Genomic DNA, 18,573 nt, shown 5'->3' with positions numbered 1-18,573 from the left:
ATGCCGTTCCGCATCCCTTTCCGTCAATCCGTCGAAAGCGAGTCGATATAGCTGGCGAGGTTCGCGATTTCGACATTGCCGAGATTCATGTTCGGCATTTTCGGATGCGGGTCTTTCAGGAAGGTGGCAAGTGACGCCTGTGTCCAGTCGGGGTCTTTGGCAATGTCATAGAAACTCGGCAGCGACACGCTCGCAGCTGTCGGCTGATCGTCGGAGACCAGATGGCAGGACGAACACCACTGCAGCGCCAGTGTCTTTCCTGTCGCCGGATCGGCGGCGTGGACAGATGCCGATCCGACAGGAGCCACCAGCATCAAGGCCGCAAGCCAGCAAGTGGTCCAGATCCTTGCCGGCCGGGCTGCCGGGTTACTGGTGTTCGCACATTGGAACATGAAGGCCTCCTTGTAATCGTGCACCAACTCACACAAGTGAGAGTGACGCAGCTGTCGGAAAGTGGCCTTGCGGTGGATCAAACGAATTTAAAGACTTCAACTAGCACGCGATTTTGAATTGCCGCACACCAAAAACTGCGACACAGTCTCAACGATACGGCATGGGAGAGTGACATGGCTCGACGCTTGAATTTGACAATTTGCGCTGCCGCGGTGGTGCTGGCGCTGACCCCGGTCCACGCGTTGGCGCAAACCGCTCCGATTTACTCCCAGACGGATCTTTTCCATCCGGTGACAGCTGAGAACGGCATGGTTGCCAGCCAGGAGGCGGTCGCAACAGCCGTGGGTGTGGAGATCCTCAAGAAAGGCGGCAACGCGGTAGACGCTGCCATCGCGACCGGCTTCGCGCTTGCGGTGACCCTGCCCCGCGCGGGCAATCTCGGCGGTGGCGGCTTCATGATGATCCACATGGCCGAAAGCGGTGAAACCCATGCGCTGGACTACCGGGAAAAGGCACCGGCTGGTGCGTTCAAAGACATGTTTCTCGGACCGGACGGCGAACCGGACAAGCAAAAGTCCCGTTTTTCAGGGCTCGCCATCGGTGTTCCGGGCACCGTTGCCGGCTTTGCCGAGGCTTTCGAGAAACACGGCAGCGGCAACGTGACCTGGCAGGATCTCATTGCTCCGGCAATCGAACTGGCAGGAGCCGGCATCACCGTAACGGCGAGCCTCTCGGACGCGCTGTCCGCGCGCGCCGAGCGCCTCACCGCCGACCCGGCCACTGCCGAGATTTTCTTCAAGGCGGGCGGGGTTCCCTATCAGCCCGGCGAAACGCTCGTCCAGGCGGACCTTGCCGGAACCCTGCAATTAATATCCGAAAAAGGTGCGGTCGGTTTTTACCAGGGGGACGTCGCCGAAAAAATCGCGAGCAAGGTTCAGGCGGCTGGCGGCAGCATGACCGTCGAAGACCTTGCGAGCTACGAACCTGTCTGGCGTGAGCCGGTGACCGGCTCCTACAGAGGTTACGAGATTGCCTCCATGCCGCCGCCCTCGTCCGGCGGTGTTCATATCGTTCAGATCCTCAACATTCTCGAAAACTTCCCCATGAACGAGTTCGGACCGAACTCAGCCGACGCGATCCACGCCATGTCGGAAGCGATGCGGCTGGCCTATGCGGACCGGTCCAAATACCTGGGCGACCCCGATTATGTCAGCGTTCCCGTCACCGGGCTGACATCGCCCGACTACGCCGCGGCGCTGACCGGGACCATCAGGATGGACACGGCGCGCCCCTCCGAAGACGTCAAACCGGCCGACCCGCTCCCCTTTGAGAGCAACGAAACCACGCACTATTCGGTTGTCGACAAGGACGGCAACGCGGTTTCGAACACCTATACGCTCAACTTTTCCTACGGTTCCGGTCTGACTGCCGATGGAACCGGCGTTCTCCTGAACAACGAGCTTGACGACTTTTCCGCAAAGCCCGGAGTTCCGAATGCCTACGGGCTGATTGGTGGAACGGCCAACGCGGTTGAGGCCGGCAAGCGGCCGCTCTCCTCGATGAGCCCGACGCTGGTCTTCAAGGATGGTGCCTTTCACCTGGCGACCGGATCACCGGGCGGTAGCCGCATCATCACGACGACACTTCAGATCATCCTCAACATCGTCGATCACCAGATGAACATTGCCGAGGCGACGGTTGCCCCGCGCATTCACAACCAGTGGCTCCCCGACGAGATCCGCATCGAAGAGGGCATCTCGCCGGATACGGTCAGGCTGCTTGAGCAAAGGGGCCACAAGGTTGCCGTCAAGAACGCGATGGGGTCGACCCAGTCGATCATGAGCGTCGACGGCACTCTTGCCGGTTTTTCGGATCCGCGCCGCAAGGGCGCGCTGACCCTGGGCTATTGAGGTTCCGGAGGGAACTGCCTGTTCAGCGTGCTCTGGCTGTCGAGGTCCCGCAGGTGGTGGAAGAAGCTTTCCGCCGCGACGGCCAGGAAGGACACCAGCAGCACGCCGATATAGGTGGAATGCTCCAGCAATTCCGCCCGATCGCCCACGATGACATCGAAGATCGTGAACCCCAGGAAGACAGCGATTGAAACGGTAATCGCCAGGTCGGTGCGATAGGCCACGCCGGGCTTGCCTTGCACAAGCCGCACCCAGGCCCAGACGAAAAACCCGGCTGCGGCGAACTCGACGATCCCGGCAAAGATCAATGTTGCCTGGACGAATGCCGGATCCAGTGCAAGCCTGTCGAAATACATCGTGAACTTTTCAACCCGGTGATTGCCCCACCAGTGCAGGAACACGATGTCCTGACGCGCGAAAAACTTGTCGAGCCCGTTCAGAAGCCAGAAGAAGAACCAGAAGACAATGACGACGGCTGTGATCGGTTGGCGAAGTACATGCATGACACTTTCCGTTTCCTGAGAGTCCGGAGACGCCCCTGAATAACAGCAAGCCGTTGAAGAAGGGTTAGTGTTCACATTTGCGTGAGCGATCGCGGGAAGACCTAACCTCGGCCCGGCCCGAATGCCTTCGACACCATGGAGGCGAAGCGCTGGTCGAGCCGGATCCTGTCCTCGGCGGTCATGTTCGGCCACACGATCTGGCTGCCGACATAGGCGGCATATTCCAGTTGCGCGATTTCCCTGGCCAGGTCGGGTGCCAGGCCCGCATCACGATAGAGACCGACGACGAACTCCGTTCTAATTCCGTCGACCTCTTCAACGATCGCCCGCGCGATGCCGTTGGCCTGTGCGAACTGGCGCACGGCTCTTTCGAGATCCTGATCCAGCATGTTGGCAATGTCGGACAGGGTCTGCGCACGCTTGTCCTGCGGCTGTTGCAGGATCGCATCCGCAACGTCCAGCGTGTTGCGTTGTTTCCACGCCAGGAACAGCGCCTCCAGAAAGGCGCCGTGGTCCTCGAAGTGGTGATAGAAAGAACCGCGTGTCCGGTTTGCGGCTTCACACATGGCGTCAACTGTCAGCGCAGCTCCGCCATCCCGGGCGAGGCGTTGCAACCCCAGATCCAGCCAGTCTTTTTTCGCAAATCGCTTTCTTGGCTCCATCAAACTCCACCGGCAATGCCCAGCAGCGCGATCGGCAGGAACAGCCAACCTTGCGGCATTGCCTTGTAGGATTGTTTCTTCAACGGGGGAAGCGCCAAACCGAGGAAACAGAACGCGAGCGCAAGACCCGTTGCCATCCATCCGAGCTCCCAGCTTTGCGGATAAAGGGCCGCAAGCCCGTACATTGCCGCCATCGCGGCAAGAACGATCGTCGCGATATGCCAGCAGTAATAGCTCACATATTTCGGCACGGGTTCGAGATCAGGCGCGCGCAGCAAGGGCACTGCAATCTCCCGCCCCCCAAGAAACGTGTGGATCAGAAACGTCAGTCCGGAGAGGACCGCTGCAATCATGAGAAGAACATTCATATCAATTTCCTTACCATACCATATAGTATGGTTTGTATATAGATCATTCCCCCGAACCGCTATGCGGCGTGCCGTCACACTGTACTCAGCGCAAATCGCGCTTGCTTGAACGGTGGCAGATTGACACTCCAAAAATGGCGTGTTAGCGCTATTCAAAGCGCTTTGAAAATACAGGCGCTCTTCCTGAAATGTCGACTGAACCTGGAGAAACGGCCATGCCGATCAGAACCCTGGTCTGGGGCGAGAACGTCCATGAGCAGCACAATGCAATCGTCGCCCGCACCTATCCGGACGGCATGCATCAATGCATCGCCGATGCGCTGAATACCGATCCGGAGATCAGCGCGACAACGGCGACCCTGCAGGACCCCGAACACGGACTTACCGAAGAACGGCTCGCCGAAACGGACGTTCTGGTGTGGTGGGGTCACGCGGCCCATGGCGACGTCGCCGACGAAGTCGTCGACCGGGTCTGCGACGCTGTCTGGTCCGGCATGGGCATGATGTTTCTGCACTCGGCCCATTTCGCCAAACCGTTCAAGCGCCTGATGGGCAGTCCCTGCAACCTGACCTGGCGCGAGGCCGGCGAGCGGGAACGTCTCTGGGTTACCAGCCGAAACCATCCGATCACCCGGGGCCTTCCGGACAGTTTCGAGCTGGAGATGGAAGAAATGTACGGCGAGCCTTTCGGCGTGCCCGAACCGCTGGAAACGGTTTTCATCAGCTGGTTTCAGGGCGGCGAGGTTTTCCGGTCCGGCCTGACCTACAAGCGCGGCGCGGGCAACATTTTCTATTTCCGCCCCGGACACGAAACTTATCCGACCTATCACGACACGACGGTCCAGACCGTTCTGAAGAATGGCGTCAAATGGGCCTTCAACCCGATGGCGAGGATCACGGATCCCAATGCCGCACCGAATGTTCCCGTCGATGCCGCGCCTGAAAAAATTGAGGAACGCGGGCCGAAACTTCACGCCGACGGCGAAGAAGGTTTCCGCTGATCGAAGATGTCAATGACCCGGCGTCTCCGGCGCCGGCTCCCGTTTCACAGCAGGACGGAGTTTGCCATGTCCTCATCTGATCGTCCGATCCGCCTTCTCATCCTGGGAACCGGCAACATGGCGGGAAATCACGCCGCCGCCTTTGGCAAGAACCGGGAGGTCGAGATCGTCGCGGGCGTCGACCGCCGCCCGGAGATGCTCGCCGGTTTCTGTGACAAATACGCGATCCCGCACCGGTTCGAGGATCTGGCAGACGCGATCGCCTGGGGCGAATTCGACGCCGTTTCGAACGTGACGCCGGACGCCGCCCACCATCCAACGACCTTGCAGCTTCTCCATGCCGGAAAACACGTTCTATGTGAAAAGCCGCTTGCGACCAATGTCGCCGACGCTGCCGAGATGACCGCGCTGGCGCGGGACAAGGGCGTCGTCGGCATGGTCAACCTGAGTTACCGGGATGTCGCCGTTCTGCAGAAGGCGGCTCAATTGGTCGCCGCGGGAGAAATCGGTGCTCTCAGGCATTTCGAAGCGTCCTACCTGCAAAGCTGGCTGACACAGCCGGCCTGGGGTGACTGGCGCACGGAAAGCCAGTGGCTGTGGCGTCTGTCGAGCGAGCACGGCTCGAAAGGCGTGCTCGGCGATGTCGGCATCCACATCCTGGATTTCGCAACCTTTGCCGCGCAAAGCCCGGTTCAGGAACTATCCTGCCGCCTGAAGACCTTCGACAAGGCGGAAGGCAACCGGATCGGCGACTATCCGCTCGATGCTAATGACAGCTTCACCATGCAGGCGGAACTTGAAAACGGAGCGCTTGGAACGATCACCGCGACCCGCTTTGCCTCCGGCCACCTCAACGATCTGCGCCTCCGTCTCTACGGCGACAAGGGCGGTCTGGAGGTCCTTTTTGAAAAACGAAAAGAAAGCCTGCGCATCTGCCGGGGAGCGGATCTGACGGAAGCCCGCTGGCAGGAGGTCGCCGCCGAACCGGTGCCGACCGTCTACGAAAGGTTCGCGGATGCCATTCTGGCCAAGGCCGGGCCGGAGCCGGATTTCGCTCACGGCGCCCGTCTTCAGGCCGCACTTGATATGGCCGAATTGTCGGACGCCCAAAACGGCCAGTTCCTGAAAGTCGGGCTTTGACGCGGGAGCTGAATGAACGACGGCGGAGCCGGGGGGCTCCGCCGCGCAAAGTGGGTACTACAGCAAGGCAACATCACCAGAAGACTGCAAAGTCCGCCGTCCCTCCATGTAATGTATGCACAAGATAGCGTATCCTCCCTGATACTTCGTTCAGGCCGCAGCTGCGTTTTACCTCAAATTTTAGACGACTTGTCGCGCCGCCTCCCGAACGAGCACGCAGCCGCATCGAGATTTATCTGAAAACACAAATCGTTTCAGTGCCTTGAATTCAGAAAGTATCACACGCCGTTGCCACAACCTCTCCCGTAATTTCCAGTCGAAATCCTTTGATACACCGGTATCACGCGGACCAGAATGTGTCGCTCTCTTCAGGCAGTGCCTCAACCATCCAGATCCTGTTTATCTGCTGACCGCGTATGGTCATGAGATAGGCAGCGAAGTTGTGCAGCTTTCGGCCCTTGCGCACCGCTCTTACCTCGAACATCGCCAACACCTGGTCTTTATTGACGTCGGCAATCTGGGTGATCGTCAGGGTCGGGCGAACGGTCCCGATATCCAGTTGCGCGATCAGGTTCATATAGGCATCCCGGCTCTTTACTTGCTTCGTGCTGCCATCCCTCTGCGTCACCTCTGCCACAAGCTCAACAGCGAGACAGGACGCCATGGTCTGATGATCAGCTGCGTTGAACGCGTCAACGAAAGATCGGACAACGCCGGTGTTGCTGGTTTTGATGGTCATTTCTGCGCCTCCGGCCCCTTTCAGCGCTGGGATCAGGAACGTGGAAATGGTTCGCGAAACCGTATCCGGGGTCAAGATGCTATGCTGCGGCGTTGCCGAGACCAACGAACAAACGTCGAAAGGAACACTCCGTGCCTGGAAGATCATTTGTTGCAAGGAGGAAAGCTCTGGCGGGCACGCTGGCAACCGCCGGTCTGTTTGCAGGACTGGAGACCGCCGAAGCAGAAGGCTTTGCCGAACGGTTCGCAAATGGGGCTTGCTATTCTCGGGTTTATTCGACGGATCATCTTGCCGCGCATCCCGGACAGCAGGTCGCGCGCATCTGGTTCACCGCGGACCCGACCATGCGCCCGGACGACTACGCAATCGTGTTGAAATTTGCATTCACGCTGAGGGACGGGCGGTTTTACCAGAGCTTCGCCTATTGCCGCGCTGACGGCTCTTGTGGAACGGAAGGCGATGGTGGCCGCATCCGGTTCACCCTCCGCGGCCAGAACCTGCGCATGTCCATCGTCGACTATCTGATTGTCGAAGGCGAGGATTTCTCACCGGACCTCATGCAAAGCGACGACCGCGTCTTCCTGCTCTATCCGGCACCGCAGGCGGAGTGCGGGTAACCGCGCGCAGACTAGAGACGGCAGACGCTGCTCAACCTAGACCCCCACAAACGTGTCATAGTGCCGTTCTTCGAGGGTTGGCTGGAATACGGGACCTTGAAAGCGATCGCTTTCAGGAGACCCCGGTTGGCCTTGCAAGGCCCCCACATTGAGGCCCCCAGGTGAAGACCAGTGGCCTGAGGGGAGCAAGATGCTGAAGGCGATCGATGTTCCTCTTGCCGGGCTGTTGGCAGTCAGCTCGAACTCCTGAGGCGTATGGCCCGCGCCTGCAAAGTCCGGGCCCTGGTCATTGGTGTTTCGTCCAAGCGGGTACCTGGCAGCGAGAATCTCGGCCGCAAAGGCCGGAAATTCAACGACATCCCCGTCGAAATCGATGGTCCATCGGGGCCAGCTGGACGTGAACCGCTTGTCGTATTCCGGCTCTAGAACCTTGCCGAAAAAGCCGTTTGCCCTGGGCGTTTCCCCTTTGGCTGGCGCATAGGCGATGGCGTTGTTCCTGTGGCTGAGGCCCGGCAGGAGCCCCTTCTTGATGTAGCTGGACCGGGTGATGAAGCTGTTGTGAAACACGTAAAGACCGCTGAAAGGTCCCCTTGCACGCGCGACCTTCTTGATCGGTTTGAAGACCGCACCACCCCTGTTGTCGTCCTTTTCGCCCTGAGACGGGTCCGGCCCCTGCTGCGTGCGGAAGGATCCCGTGTTGGAAAAGATGTACATCGGTCCGCGCGTCTCGCACTCGATCGAAAACCACTTGTGAACATCGATCATGTCGTTGTGGTGGAACCACCAGTTCGACGCGCCGTCCTCCGGTTCGAACACATTGTCCCGGATCTGCTCGAATGTGTTGTGGTGTATGTGAAAGTCACGATTGAGCGCGGCCTGGGCCGAGGTGTTGAAGCCGTGTATCGCGTTGAACGCCGCCTTGATCGTGCAGTGGCGGATGGTGACGCCGCCGGAGATTTCGTTGGACCGGAAGAAATCCCCGTCAAAGAGACGGTAGTCCTTTTCAGCATCAACCTCTTCACCATGCACCCGGAACCACGGGATCTGTTGCCACAGGCGGTCGGGAACCGTGTCTTGTGTCCAGGTACAATTCTCGATCAGGATATCCCGCGTGACGGCACCCAGCGCACCGATGCAGAAGGTCGCATCTTCAAAGGCACAGTCCTGAAGGCTGATATCGGCGGCCGATTCGATGAAGACGTGGGTCGGCCAGGACTTCGAGAAGGCCAGGCCGCGCACCACCACGTGCTGGCACCGGTAGATCCGCAGGCTGGCATCATCGATCCAGGGATAAAGGCCGGGAAAATCATATCCGATCTCGAGCGCGTGCTGCGCCAGCCGGTTGGCCGGGAGGCGAAAATCGTCCGCGCTCACACCCCGGCTGATTTCGCAGTCCTTCGGATCGACACCCGGCGCGGGCTCGATCACGATGGGCCGGCCGGCGGCGCCGCACCGGCGGCTGATCGTGTAGACGCCGCTGTAAGTCCCCGGTGTCAACTGTATCCTGTCGCCGGCAGACGCCGCGTCGAGTGCCGGCTGAAAGGTCTCGGGGTCTACGGGTATGACGTTCACAACAGGGATCCAATCGAAACAAACACGGGCAAAACTTCACCTTTGGCGCGCAAAGAGATTTAACGCAACGTCAGTGTATAAATGCTAGTGCGGTGAATTTGAAGCTCGTTCGAAGCCCTCTGCAAAGTGAGTCGAACTTCAGATTCAGGTGACTAGGTTGCCGTGTAAAACACTTGATGGGACTTCGCCTGATCGGAAAACGGAAGTCCGAGTACCGGCCGTTTCCCGCGGCGGTCCTGCCGTCCGTTGCCGTTTCTTGGAAATCGGGTACATATGCGCGTTAGGTGATGGACTCATAAATGAGACTGAAATGGCATGTGAAATGGCGAAATCCCGTCAGGAAGGGTGTGCGGAGCGGGGTTCCTGCCCGGTCAAGCACGTTGACGCCACGGGGGGAAGCCATTTCCATGTCCTTCGGATTTGACCGGATTGCTTCTCCCCAGCGTCGCGAAAGGCTCGAAAATGAACCACATTTCCTGCGCTTCCGCTCCTTGAGAAGAAGCAATCCGCCTCAAACCATTTCCGCCTCACTTATGGGTCCATCACCTAAGGTCAGTGGCCGAAACCGAAGCAGCGGAGCTCCATGAACCAGGCCACCGAGTCGAATTTGCGCGGCATCATCCTGATGGTCCTGTCCATGGGCGCATTCGCGATGGCCGACACCCTGATCAAACTGGTTTCGGAATCCGTCGCACCACCGCAGATCATGTTCCTGATGATGGCGGGCGGGTCGGTCATGTTTTGCCTGATCGCCAAGCTGCAGGGCGCACGGCTGATGGATCGCCGGATCTTCGCACCGGTTTTCCTCGTCCGCTATCTCGCTGAAGTCGTGGCCATGGTCGGCATGGTCATGGCCCTGGCTCTCGTTCCGCTTTCCGCGGTCGGGGCGATCATCCAGGCGACGCCTCTGCTGGTGGCGCTGGGCGCCGTCGTGTTTCTCGGTGAGAAGGTGAGCTGGCGCCGCTGGAGCACGATCGCGCTCGGATTTGCCGGCGTTCTCCTGATCGTGCAACCGGGGGCCGACGGCTTCGACGCCGTGTCCCTGTGGGCGGTTCTGTCGATGGTCGGCTTGTCCGTTCGCGATCTGACGACGCGCATGACCCCGCCCGACATGGCCTCTGCCAGCTTGGCGGCCTATTCGGCGCTCGCCGCCCTGCCTTTTGCCATGGCATGGATCGTGCTGGATGGGGACACCTTTCTGCCGCCGGAGGCGGACTGGGTGTTTCTCGTCTCCATCGTCCTGCTGGGCTCGCTCGGATACCTGCTGCTCACCGCGTCGATCCGCTCGACCAGCCTGTCCGTCGTCGCACCCTTTCGCTATGCGCGGCTTCTTTTCATGGTGATCCTGGGCATGGCGGTGTTCGGCGAACGCCCCGGCCTTTCGATGCTGGCCGGCACCGCCCTGATCGTGTTCTCGGGCCTCTACATGATGTGGCGCGAGCGCCTGGTGAAGCAGCGGACCGGCTAGTCTGCAAGCGGCACTGGCCCGCAGCGTGTCGTCCTGCCCTTTCAACCCAGCCAGACCGACAATCGCGTTCTTTACACAATTGTAAAGTCGGGCGCAGGTGAGCGTAAGCTGCGCCGTCCATCTTCAGGTCATCGAAAGGCGCGGTGCCTTTCTGAAACCTGGAGATGGAGAAGAAACATGGACAAGAAACTGATCTGCGGAACGATTGCAGCTGGCATGCTTTTGGCGACAAGTGCGATTGGCGCCCATTCGGCGCAGTCTGTCCCTGCGGCAGCGAACCTCGATATGACCAAAGCCATTGAGATCGCTCTCAAGGAGGTACCGGGCACGGTTCAGGAAACCGAGCTGGAGCAGGAGGACGGCAAACAGGTCTACGAGATCGAGATCCTGACCGCCGACGGACAGGAAGTGGAAGTCGAAATCGACGCGCAAACCGGGGCTGTCCTGGAAGTCGAGGCGGATGGCGACGATGACAATGATGACGGCGACAGGTCTGCGGGCTAATACAAACATCGCGCAAGAGGCTGCCGGAAACGGCGGCCTTTTTCCCCGGACGGAAACAGCCTATGGAAAGACATGCGAATTCTACTTCTTGAAGACGACCGGGACCTCGGACCATGGGTCGCCGGCGGGTTGCGCGAAGAGGGCCATGTCGTCGATCATTTCACGGACGGCAAGGAAGCCCTGCTCGCGTCCATGGGCCAGGACTACGACGTCCTGATCCTCGACCGCATGGTGCCGGGTCTGGACGGGCTCGCGGTGCTGAAATCGCTGCGCGCCTCCAAGGACACGACGCCTGCGCTGTTCCTGACGGCGCTCGGCGAAGTCGACTCGCGCGTTGAAGGGTTCGAGGCGGGGGGCGACGACTATCTCACCAAGCCCTTTGCCTTTGTCGAACTGTCGGCGCGCGTGAACGCGCTCGGCCGCAGGCGGGAGACCGCGGCGTCGGAAACCAGCGAACCGACCGTGCTCCGCTTCGCGGATTTGAGCCTCGACCTTCTTTCACGCAACTGCGAGCGCCAGGGCCGGACCATCGAGCTGATGGCCAAGGAATTCAAGCTTCTGGAATATTTCATGCGACGCCCCGGCCGGCTGGTCACCCGCACGATGTTGCTGGAACAGGTCTGGGACATGAGCTTCGACCCCACGACCAGCGTCGTCGAGACCCATATCAGCCGTCTGCGCGCCAAGATCGACAAACCATTCTGCGACGAATTGATCCGGACCAGGCGGGGCGAAGGCTATGTCTTTGGCAGGTAGGCTCATCGCGCCCGTCCGCTGGCTGGTCCGCTCGTCGGCCCTGCGGCTGACGCTGCTGCTGTCCGGCCTGTTTGCCGTCGGCATGGCCGTTGCGATCATCGTGGCGCTGACGCTCGGCCGGGACGCCGTGCTGCAGCGGGTGGATACCTCGCTTGCTGGCCTGGCCGCCGCCGTTGAGGCCGATGACATGGAACGCGATACGTTTTCCGTGATCATCCGGCCGGTCTCCGGTCTCGGCGGCCTTCCGAAAGCCTTCGCCCGCGTCGCGGAACGGGGTGGCGGAACCGTCAGCCTGGAAAAGGACTTCAGGCGATCGGAAGCCTGGCGCGTCCTGATCACCGAAGACAGCGAGGACGAACCTGTCCTCATTGCCGTGCCGCTCGATGACAGTCTCGACGCGCTTGAGCTGCTCGGCCGTATCTTGTGGACCACGGCGGCTGTCGTGGTGGCTGTCGCGCTCGCCATCGGCCTGGGCGCGGGATATCTGGCGCAGCGGCGCCTGAAGAAGATCAACGAAACGCTCGGCCGGCTGGCCGATGGCGACCTGAAAGCGCGCACGGGCACCGCGCGCTCCTCCGATGACCTGGATGATCTGGCCCGCCGCCTCGACAGAACGGCGGACGAACTTGAGCGCCTGGTGGCGCAGACCCGCCATCTGAGCGCGAGCCTCGCCCATGACCTCAGGACCCCGCTCGCCCGTCTGAGGGCCCGGCTGGAAATGCTGCCGGACGGGGAGGAGCGCAGCGCGGCGCTCGAAGAAGCCGAACGGCTTTCGGGCATTTTCGACACCATCATGCGGATTGCCAGGATCGAGGCCGGCGTCGGCCGGGACGGCTTCGGACCGGTCGCGCTCGGGGATCTGACGGAAGAAATCGCGGCAATATACGAGGCGGTGATCGAGGACAGCGGCAAGCATCTCGACCTTTCCGTGACAGCGCCCGCAACCGTCATCGCCGACCGGCAGATGCTGGTCCAGGCGCTGGCGAACCTCATTCAGAACGCCCTGGTGCACGGGGGCGACCGGGTCACGCTGTTTGCCCATGGCGGCGCGATCGGCGTGGCCGACGACGGCGACGGCGTCGATCCGTCCGAGTTTGCGGAAATCATCAAACCGATGGTCCGTCTGGATGCGGCCCGCGAAAGCGACGGCACGGGACTGGGCCTGGCGCTGGTGCGCGCCGTCGCGGACCGTCACGACGCGAAACTGCGCCTGACGGAAAACGATCCGAACGGTCTGCGTGTCACGCTCAACTTTACAGAAATGTAAACTTGCGGTCAGGCAGGCGAAAGCCCGGGTCTCCATATCAGGGTCATCGAAGAGATCATGAATATGGAGATGTCACTGATGAAAACCGTTCTTGCAAAAATCACCTCCGCCGCCGCGGCCGCCGTTGCGCTGTTTGTCGGCTGCGCCCTGGCCGGTCTTGGCCTGGTGGTCATGGCCCTCCTGGCCATGTTCGCCCTCGCGGCCACCGGCCTTGCGCTCCTTGCGGCCCCGTTCATGCCGAAGCCCTCCGAAGACATCGAAGGCCCCGGCTTCCGCATCATCCGCGAAACCCAGCCCACCGCGTGACGGCGGGTGCCTTGCCTCTCATGGCACCAATGCAAAGCAGCCGCTCAAGCGAAAAAAGCCGCCCGATAGGCGGCTTTTTCTGTTTCGTTGAAGTAACGTGACAGGACTGCATGACGCGGTTCAGGCGGCTGCGCGCTTCCTGCGCCATCCTGCAAGACCGAGAACACCAAGGGCGCCAGCGAGAAGGCCAAAGGGCGCCGGCAGTGGAACCGGTGTGGCCGTTACCAGCGCTTCGGCACGAAACGCTGCCGGGTTGCGGGAGGAATAGGCCCCCAAATTCGTCACGTTGAAGCTTAATGTGTTGAGACCACCGACAAATCCCGATGTGGCCATATAAGCTGTCAGGGACTGAAACGCCGGATAACCGAACGCAATGCTGCTTATCACATTGCCATTCAGGCTTGCCGTTCCAAAATTGTCCGCACCCCAGAAGCCGGAAAGCGATGCCGTGCTTATGTCATAACCGGTCAGGTCAAAAGTGTGCGTGAACGTGATCGGGCTCGCCGCCGGATTAGCATCCCAGACCCAGGCCGAAGAGGTGCTGTTGGGGACATAGGCAGGATGTGCGGCATTGACGATCGCGCCCCCGCCGCTGCTTGCGAAGTCAGCGCTGCCCTCAAACGTGCCGACGTTTGAAACAGTCGCGCCGTGACCGGAGGTCGGAGCGGCAACAAGTAAAAAAGTCAAAGCAGTGATACGTGGAAAACAAAACATCACGGTGTCTTTCCCTTTAAATCAAATCAAGCATCCACTCTGCCTACAGGCTTACGGGGCAGATTGTTTCTCCCGACAAGGCCAGGTAGCGCACCCGCCTCAGGCGTTGTTTCTTTCCTCCCGGGGCCAGCAAACTGACCGCACCGACCCAACTCGGATCGGACGGTGCGTCCTCAAATACCGGCTGCCGGTGTCCCGGTTGGTCCGAAAGCACACGCCTGCCCTTGCACAAGGCGCGCCACGAGTTGCTGAAAAAACAATCAATGAATACAATTAGTTGCTCTAATCGTCCGATTGCTTGGGTGACTGACCTTTCAAATACGAAAAACTCCTTCGCAAAATCGAAAGTCATCAGGGAACAGGGCCGGAGCAAAGCAACACCGAGGTTGAACGCACGGTTGGCCTTTCGTGAATATCGACGGGGCTTTGAAACCGCAGTGCGAAACGGCAGTTTCAGCGGAAAGATCTTCTACGCTCTGGGCGCTCTTCGTGGAGCAGCGCACAGTGACAAAATCGACCATTTTTGCCACCTTACGAGCAACACGGACGGTCAATGGGAAAGGCCCCTGACCTGGGAGGACTCTGAATTGTTCTGCTCTCAATGCGGCAACGACGTGAATGACACCGACAAGTTTTGTAGCCGGTGCGGAAACGCCTTGTCTGCGGCTAAACCACCGGCCATCGACGGGGAAAAATTCGAAACAGATTCTGATGATTGGCAGGACACGCTCGATTATCGCCTCGTTCTGCATTCACCGGAGGTTCGAAAGCTCGTCGAAGACGCCGCGGGAACAACCATGGGCGGCATGACGGCCGAGCAGTTTCTGAAGGGCGTCTTGCCAATCGTGAACGTTTCGGGTGCAAAACTGGCACCGGTGGAATTCATGATGGAACTTGATGCCAAGGTGAAACGGCGGTTCAACTGGTACACGGAACGGCAGGCATCGCGCCTTTATGACATGCCTCCCGGTCGGGTCATAGCAGCGGCGGCGACAGCCTTGGCGGGCCGTGAGCTGCCGATCAAATCTGGCAGTCAGGGCACTGAGAGCTGCGTTCTGGAGACCGAAACGTCATCCTCTGCCTGGAATTGGGCGGGTGAGATGCAGCTGGAGTTTTCCCGGACCCAGGACGGAACCCGTGTCGAGGCACGAACGAAGATACCCGGAAAACCGATCTTCATGCGTGGCGGCGAGACGTTCATAGAGGCGTTTTTGGACGAAATTTCCGATCGCCTGTCTCTGCAGCCATGAGTTCAACCACGAGAACAGGCAAGCTCCCTGCAAAAGCAGAAAGGCCCACGATTTCTCGTAGGCCTTTGAAATCTGGAGCGGGCGATGGGATTCGAACCCACGACCCCAACCTTGGCAAGGTTGTGCTCTACCCCTGAGCTACACCCGCATAGTGTTCCTGCGCTCGGGCCGTCCGGCCTCCGCGTCGGTGGCGCAGTATATGGACCAAGCCGGGACGGATTGCAACAAGGAAATTGAAGAATTTTTTTTAGGTGTCTTTTTGACGGCTGCCGACCGGGCAGCAAACAAAAACCGGCAGAAAACAGGCGTTTTTCCGATCGGTTTCCGCTTGTCGCAGGACGGGCAATCGCGCTAAACAGCCTGAACCAGACACTATCCCGGGAAAAAACATGCCAGCGACGCGCGACGACCTCCTGTCCTTCTTGGCCGAACTCGGCATTACGGTTTCCACCGTCGATCACCAGCCTGTTTTCACCGTGGCCGAATCCGGCGACCTGCACGACCGGATCCCGGGCGGACACACGAAAAACCTGTTCGTCAAGGACAAGAAGGGCCGGCTGTTCCTGATCGTCGCGCTCCATGATGCGGAGATCGACCTGAAAAAGGTGCACCAGATCGTCGGCGCACAGGGCCGGGTGTCATTCGGCAATGCGGATCTCCTGATGGAGGTTCTGGGCGTTGAACCCGGATCGGTGACGCCGTTCTCGCTGATCAACGACCGCGGCAGCCTGCGGGTCACGCCAGTGTTCGATGCGGCGATGATGCAGCACGACATCCTCAACTACCATCCGCTCAGAAACGATGCGACAACGGCGATCAGCGCTGCGGATCTCCTGAAATTCGCCGAAGCCTGCGGTCACGAGGCGCGTGTGCTGGCGGTCAGCGAACAGGCGAAGGACGCCGGGCTCTAGGTCTCCCGATACGGGAGTTTGTATTTCAAGCGCGGCGGCTCCATGTTAGGAGCAGATTCGAATAATCGAGATGCGAGAATGGCCGGTGTGAAATCCACGGCCGGAAAACACGAGGCGGGCAAATGAGCAATGGCAACTACAGCGTCGGCGGCCAGGTTGGCGGCGGATTCGGTGCCAGCATGGGTGGTGGTTACGGCGGCCAGGGCGGCGGTTTCGGCGGCGGCGACGGCGGTGGAAACGGCGCATCCGGCGGTGACCTGGTGTTCGACGTCACCACGCAGACCTTTATGGCCGACGTTCTGGAAGCCTCCCGGCACCAGCCCGTGCTCGTCGACTTCTGGGCGCCCTGGTGCGGACCCTGCAAGCAGCTGACGCCGATTATCGAGGCCGCGGTCAAGGCGGCCGGCGGCACGGTCAAGCTGGCAAAGATGAACATTGACGATCATCCGGAAATCGCCGGGCAGATGGGCATCCAGTCCATTCCCGCCGTGGTCGCCTTCAAGGACGGCCAGCCGGTGGACGGCTTCATGGGCGCGCAACAGGAAAGCCAGGTCAAGGAATTCATCGAAAAGCTGGCCGGGCCGGCCCCGGCGAACCAGACCGACGCCTATCTGGAACAGGGCGCGGCCCTTCTGTCGGAAAACGACTTTCCGCAGGCCGCCCAGATGTTCGGCGCCGTCATGCAGATGGAACCGGACAACGTGAAGGCCATTTCCGGCCTCGCGCAGTGTTATCTCGGCGCGGAAGAACTCGACCGTGCGAAACAGGCGCTCGAACTCGTCCCCGAGGACAAGCGCTCCGACGAGGCCTACTTGGCGGCGAAAGCGGCACTGGACCTTGCCGAGCAGGCCGCCTCGCTCGGGGATCTTGCCGAATTCCAGGACCGTATCGCCAAGGATCCGCTGGATCACCAGGCCCGCTTCGACCTCGCCCTCGGCCTCAACGGCAAGGGAGACAAGGAAGGCGCCGTCGACCAGCTGATCGAGATCGTGCGCCGGGACCGCGAATGGAACGAGGACGCCGCCCGCAAGCAGCTTCTGCAGTTCTTCGAAGCCTGGGGCTTCAAGGATCCGGCCAGCAACTACGGCCGGCGGAAACTCTCGGCGGTTCTGTTTTCTTGACGATCGCGCGCAGTGACACACATAACCGGGTAAGACCGGTCCCAAGCACCGGTGCCTGAACGAACACAACAAAAAAAGGCCAGGAAATGCAGGCGGGAAATGCCATATACGAAACGATCGCGGATCTGCCACCCGTGTTGCCCGTCTTCCCGCTTTCCGGCGCACTGCTCCTGCCCAGAACGCAGCTGCCGCTGAACATCTTCGAGCAGCGCTACCTCGACATGATCGATGCCGCCCTGTCCGGCAACCGCCTGATCGGCATGGTTCAGCCCGCCTCCGAGGCCTCGTCCGCACAGTCAGATACTCCGGCGCTGGCGAATGTCGGATGTGTCGGCCGGCTGACGAGTTTTCAGGAAACCGGCGACGGGCGTTACCTGATCACCCTTCAGGGGGTCACCCGTTTTGCCCTCGGAAAGGAGCTGACGACCTACAGCGCCTTCCGGGAAGTCGAATGTGATTTCGCGCCGTTCGCGACCGATCTGACCTGTGGGGACGGCGAGGAGGATGTCGACCGCAACGGGCTTCTCAAGACCTTGCGCGACTATCTCGATGCCAACAATCTGGAAGCGGACTGGCAAAGCGTCTCGGAGGCGGAGACCGAGGTGCTTGTCAATGCACTGTGCATGATGTGCCCCTACGGCCCGCAGGAGAAACAGGCGCTGCTGGAAGCCCGCGACCTGAAGACGCGCGCCGAAACGCTCATTGCCATCACCGAGATGGATCTGGCACGGTCACAGAACGATGGCGGCTCGACGCTGCAGTAAGCCGCCTCGCGGACCGTCCTGAGAGGATTATTTCCGATGAACGACACACCCGAACGTCCGGTCGACCGGAAGCTGCTTGAGCTTCTCGTTTGCCCGGTGACCAAGACGACGCTTGAATATGATGCCGAAGCCAGGGAACTGATCTCAAGATCGGCGAAGCTCGCCTATCCGATCCGCAACGGCATACCGATCATGCTGCCGGACGAGGCGCGGCAGCTGGACGACTAGGATTGCCCCCTGGGGAAATCGGAACGCAACAAAGCCCGGATTTCACGTCCGGGCTTTTTGCTTACATGGAAAACGCGATGCGGGCGATGAAACTCTGCAGGAACATGATGATCAGCAGCAGAATGACGGGCGAGATATCGATGCCGCCCAGGTCCGGCATGAAGCGCCTAATCGGCCGCAGCGCTGGCTCCGTCAGATTGTAGAGAACACGGCCGATCGTGTTGATCACCTGGTTGTTCGAATTCACGATGTTGAACGCATAGAGCCATGAAAAAATGGCGCTAGCGATGATGACCATCGAGTAGAGGTAGAGTGCCGTGCTGACAACGTCCAGGAGCGATCCGACCAAAGCGTTCATGTGATTTCCTACTGCCGAAAT

At 60.2% G+C, this 18,573-nt stretch carries 22 protein-coding genes and 1 tRNA gene; 14 read left to right on the top strand and 9 right to left on the bottom strand.

Annotated features, from left to right (window positions below; translation table 11 throughout):
* Positions 1 to 23 precede the first annotated feature (23 nt).
* On the bottom strand, positions 24 to 392 hold the full coding sequence (locus tag ACO08A_RS12750; protein WP_422041401.1) for a c-type cytochrome: 369 nt from the start codon (positions 390 to 392) through the stop codon (positions 24 to 26).
* A gap of 174 nt (positions 393 to 566) precedes the next feature.
* Here ACO08A_RS12750 and ggt point away from each other — a divergent pair, with 174 nt between their 5' ends.
* Entirely contained in the window at positions 567 to 2,303 is a 1,737-nt protein-coding gene (ggt, locus tag ACO08A_RS12745) for a gamma-glutamyltransferase (RefSeq protein ID WP_422041400.1), read from the top strand.
* On the opposite strand, the gene ACO08A_RS12740 is transcribed toward ggt, so the two are convergent.
* The 3 genes from ACO08A_RS12740 to ACO08A_RS12730 form a co-directional block, all read right to left on the bottom strand.
* Positions 2,297 to 2,806, bottom strand: coding sequence for a hypothetical protein (locus ACO08A_RS12740; protein WP_422041399.1), 510 nt, complete (start codon positions 2,804 to 2,806; stop codon positions 2,297 to 2,299). The genes ggt and ACO08A_RS12740 overlap by 7 nt on opposite strands.
* Before the next feature lie 101 nt (positions 2,807 to 2,907).
* Complete coding sequence (locus tag ACO08A_RS12735) at positions 2,908 to 3,468, bottom strand: TetR/AcrR family transcriptional regulator (RefSeq protein ID WP_422041398.1); 561 nt, start codon at positions 3,466 to 3,468, stop codon at positions 2,908 to 2,910.
* Positions 3,468 to 3,836 carry a hypothetical protein gene (locus tag ACO08A_RS12730; protein ID WP_422041397.1) on the bottom strand — a complete coding sequence of 123 codons (369 nt, stop codon included), beginning with the start codon at positions 3,834 to 3,836 and terminating at the stop codon, positions 3,468 to 3,470. The genes ACO08A_RS12735 and ACO08A_RS12730 overlap by 1 nt, the downstream gene beginning before the upstream one ends.
* Positions 3,837 to 4,051: 215 nt before the next feature.
* On the opposite strand from ACO08A_RS12730, the gene ACO08A_RS12725 reads away from it, so the two are divergent.
* Both ACO08A_RS12725 and ACO08A_RS12720 read left to right on the top strand, forming a co-directional pair.
* The gene (locus tag ACO08A_RS12725; RefSeq protein WP_422041396.1) at positions 4,052 to 4,837 is read left to right on the top strand and encodes a ThuA domain-containing protein; all 786 of its coding nucleotides are present in this window, start codon (positions 4,052 to 4,054) and stop codon (positions 4,835 to 4,837) included.
* 87 nt (positions 4,838 to 4,924) lie between these two features.
* Positions 4,925 to 5,977, top strand: coding sequence for a Gfo/Idh/MocA family protein (locus tag ACO08A_RS12720; RefSeq protein ID WP_422041755.1), 1,053 nt, complete (start codon positions 4,925 to 4,927; stop codon positions 5,975 to 5,977).
* 340 nt (positions 5,978 to 6,317) lie between these two features.
* Here the strand turns inward: ACO08A_RS12720 and ACO08A_RS12715 are convergent, their stop codons facing one another.
* Entirely contained in the window at positions 6,318 to 6,716 is a 399-nt protein-coding gene (locus tag ACO08A_RS12715; protein WP_422041395.1) for a nuclear transport factor 2 family protein, read from the bottom strand.
* 131 nt (positions 6,717 to 6,847) lie between these two features.
* Here ACO08A_RS12715 and ACO08A_RS12710 point away from each other — a divergent pair, with 131 nt between their 5' ends.
* Positions 6,848 to 7,333 carry a hypothetical protein gene (locus ACO08A_RS12710; RefSeq protein WP_422041394.1) on the top strand — a complete coding sequence of 162 codons (486 nt, stop codon included), beginning with the start codon at positions 6,848 to 6,850 and terminating at the stop codon, positions 7,331 to 7,333.
* A gap of 36 nt (positions 7,334 to 7,369) precedes the next feature.
* Here the strand turns inward: ACO08A_RS12710 and ACO08A_RS12705 are convergent, their stop codons facing one another.
* Complete coding sequence (locus ACO08A_RS12705; RefSeq protein WP_422041393.1) at positions 7,370 to 8,905, bottom strand: hypothetical protein; 1,536 nt, start codon at positions 8,903 to 8,905, stop codon at positions 7,370 to 7,372.
* 583 nt (positions 8,906 to 9,488) lie between these two features.
* On the opposite strand from ACO08A_RS12705, the gene ACO08A_RS12700 reads away from it, so the two are divergent.
* The 5 genes from ACO08A_RS12700 to ACO08A_RS12680 all read left to right on the top strand — a co-directional run bounded on the left by ACO08A_RS12700 (position 9,489) and on the right by ACO08A_RS12680 (position 13,206).
* The gene (locus tag ACO08A_RS12700) at positions 9,489 to 10,373 is read left to right on the top strand and encodes a DMT family transporter (RefSeq protein WP_422041392.1); all 885 of its coding nucleotides are present in this window, start codon (positions 9,489 to 9,491) and stop codon (positions 10,371 to 10,373) included.
* Between the two features lie 177 nt (positions 10,374 to 10,550).
* Positions 10,551 to 10,877, top strand: coding sequence for a PepSY domain-containing protein (locus ACO08A_RS12695; RefSeq protein ID WP_422041391.1), 327 nt, complete (start codon positions 10,551 to 10,553; stop codon positions 10,875 to 10,877).
* Between the two features lie 72 nt (positions 10,878 to 10,949).
* Complete coding sequence (locus tag ACO08A_RS12690; protein ID WP_422041390.1) at positions 10,950 to 11,633, top strand: winged helix-turn-helix domain-containing protein; 684 nt, start codon at positions 10,950 to 10,952, stop codon at positions 11,631 to 11,633.
* A complete protein-coding gene (locus ACO08A_RS12685) occupies positions 11,617 to 12,900 on the top strand; it encodes an ATP-binding protein (RefSeq protein WP_422041389.1) in 1,284 nt (427 codons plus the stop codon). Before ACO08A_RS12690 ends, ACO08A_RS12685 begins: the two co-directional genes overlap by 17 nt.
* Before the next feature lie 78 nt (positions 12,901 to 12,978).
* Entirely contained in the window at positions 12,979 to 13,206 is a 228-nt protein-coding gene (locus ACO08A_RS12680; protein WP_422041388.1) for a hypothetical protein, read from the top strand.
* 120 nt (positions 13,207 to 13,326) lie between these two features.
* On the opposite strand, the gene ACO08A_RS12675 is transcribed toward ACO08A_RS12680, so the two are convergent.
* Positions 13,327 to 13,893 carry a hypothetical protein gene (locus ACO08A_RS12675; protein WP_422041387.1) on the bottom strand — a complete coding sequence of 189 codons (567 nt, stop codon included), beginning with the start codon at positions 13,891 to 13,893 and terminating at the stop codon, positions 13,327 to 13,329.
* A gap of 251 nt (positions 13,894 to 14,144) precedes the next feature.
* Here ACO08A_RS12675 and ACO08A_RS12670 point away from each other — a divergent pair, with 251 nt between their 5' ends.
* Positions 14,145 to 15,170, top strand: coding sequence for a zinc ribbon domain-containing protein (locus tag ACO08A_RS12670; RefSeq protein ID WP_422041386.1), 1,026 nt, complete (start codon positions 14,145 to 14,147; stop codon positions 15,168 to 15,170).
* A 73-nt stretch (positions 15,171 to 15,243) separates the two neighbouring features.
* On the opposite strand, the gene ACO08A_RS12665 is transcribed toward ACO08A_RS12670, so the two are convergent.
* Positions 15,244 to 15,318, bottom strand: a tRNA-Gly gene (locus ACO08A_RS12665).
* A 241-nt stretch (positions 15,319 to 15,559) separates the two neighbouring features.
* On the opposite strand from ACO08A_RS12665, the gene ACO08A_RS12660 reads away from it, so the two are divergent.
* The 4 genes from ACO08A_RS12660 to ACO08A_RS12645 all read left to right on the top strand — a co-directional run bounded on the left by ACO08A_RS12660 (position 15,560) and on the right by ACO08A_RS12645 (position 18,194).
* Positions 15,560 to 16,081 (top strand): prolyl-tRNA synthetase associated domain-containing protein, encoded by a 522-nt coding sequence (locus ACO08A_RS12660; RefSeq protein ID WP_422041385.1) that lies wholly within the window; start codon positions 15,560 to 15,562, stop codon positions 16,079 to 16,081.
* A 122-nt stretch (positions 16,082 to 16,203) separates the two neighbouring features.
* Positions 16,204 to 17,202, top strand: a complete 999-nt coding sequence (gene trxA / locus ACO08A_RS12655) for a thioredoxin (protein ID WP_422041384.1) — start codon at positions 16,204 to 16,206, stop codon at positions 17,200 to 17,202.
* An 86-nt stretch (positions 17,203 to 17,288) separates the two neighbouring features.
* Positions 17,289 to 17,966 carry an LON peptidase substrate-binding domain-containing protein gene (locus tag ACO08A_RS12650; RefSeq protein WP_422041383.1) on the top strand — a complete coding sequence of 226 codons (678 nt, stop codon included), beginning with the start codon at positions 17,289 to 17,291 and terminating at the stop codon, positions 17,964 to 17,966.
* A 36-nt stretch (positions 17,967 to 18,002) separates the two neighbouring features.
* Complete coding sequence (locus tag ACO08A_RS12645) at positions 18,003 to 18,194, top strand: Trm112 family protein (protein WP_422041382.1); 192 nt, start codon at positions 18,003 to 18,005, stop codon at positions 18,192 to 18,194.
* 61 nt (positions 18,195 to 18,255) lie between these two features.
* Here the strand turns inward: ACO08A_RS12645 and ACO08A_RS12640 are convergent, their stop codons facing one another.
* Positions 18,256 to 18,552 (bottom strand): YggT family protein, encoded by a 297-nt coding sequence (locus ACO08A_RS12640; protein ID WP_421980132.1) that lies wholly within the window; start codon positions 18,550 to 18,552, stop codon positions 18,256 to 18,258.
* Between the last annotated feature and the right edge of the window lie 21 nt (positions 18,553 to 18,573).

Source organism: Roseibium sp. (genome assembly GCF_965232425.1).
GTDB lineage: Bacteria > Pseudomonadota > Alphaproteobacteria > Rhizobiales > Stappiaceae > Roseibium.
Note: the sequence above shows the minus strand (reverse complement) of the source record. Positions and strands in the feature narration are given on the sequence as shown.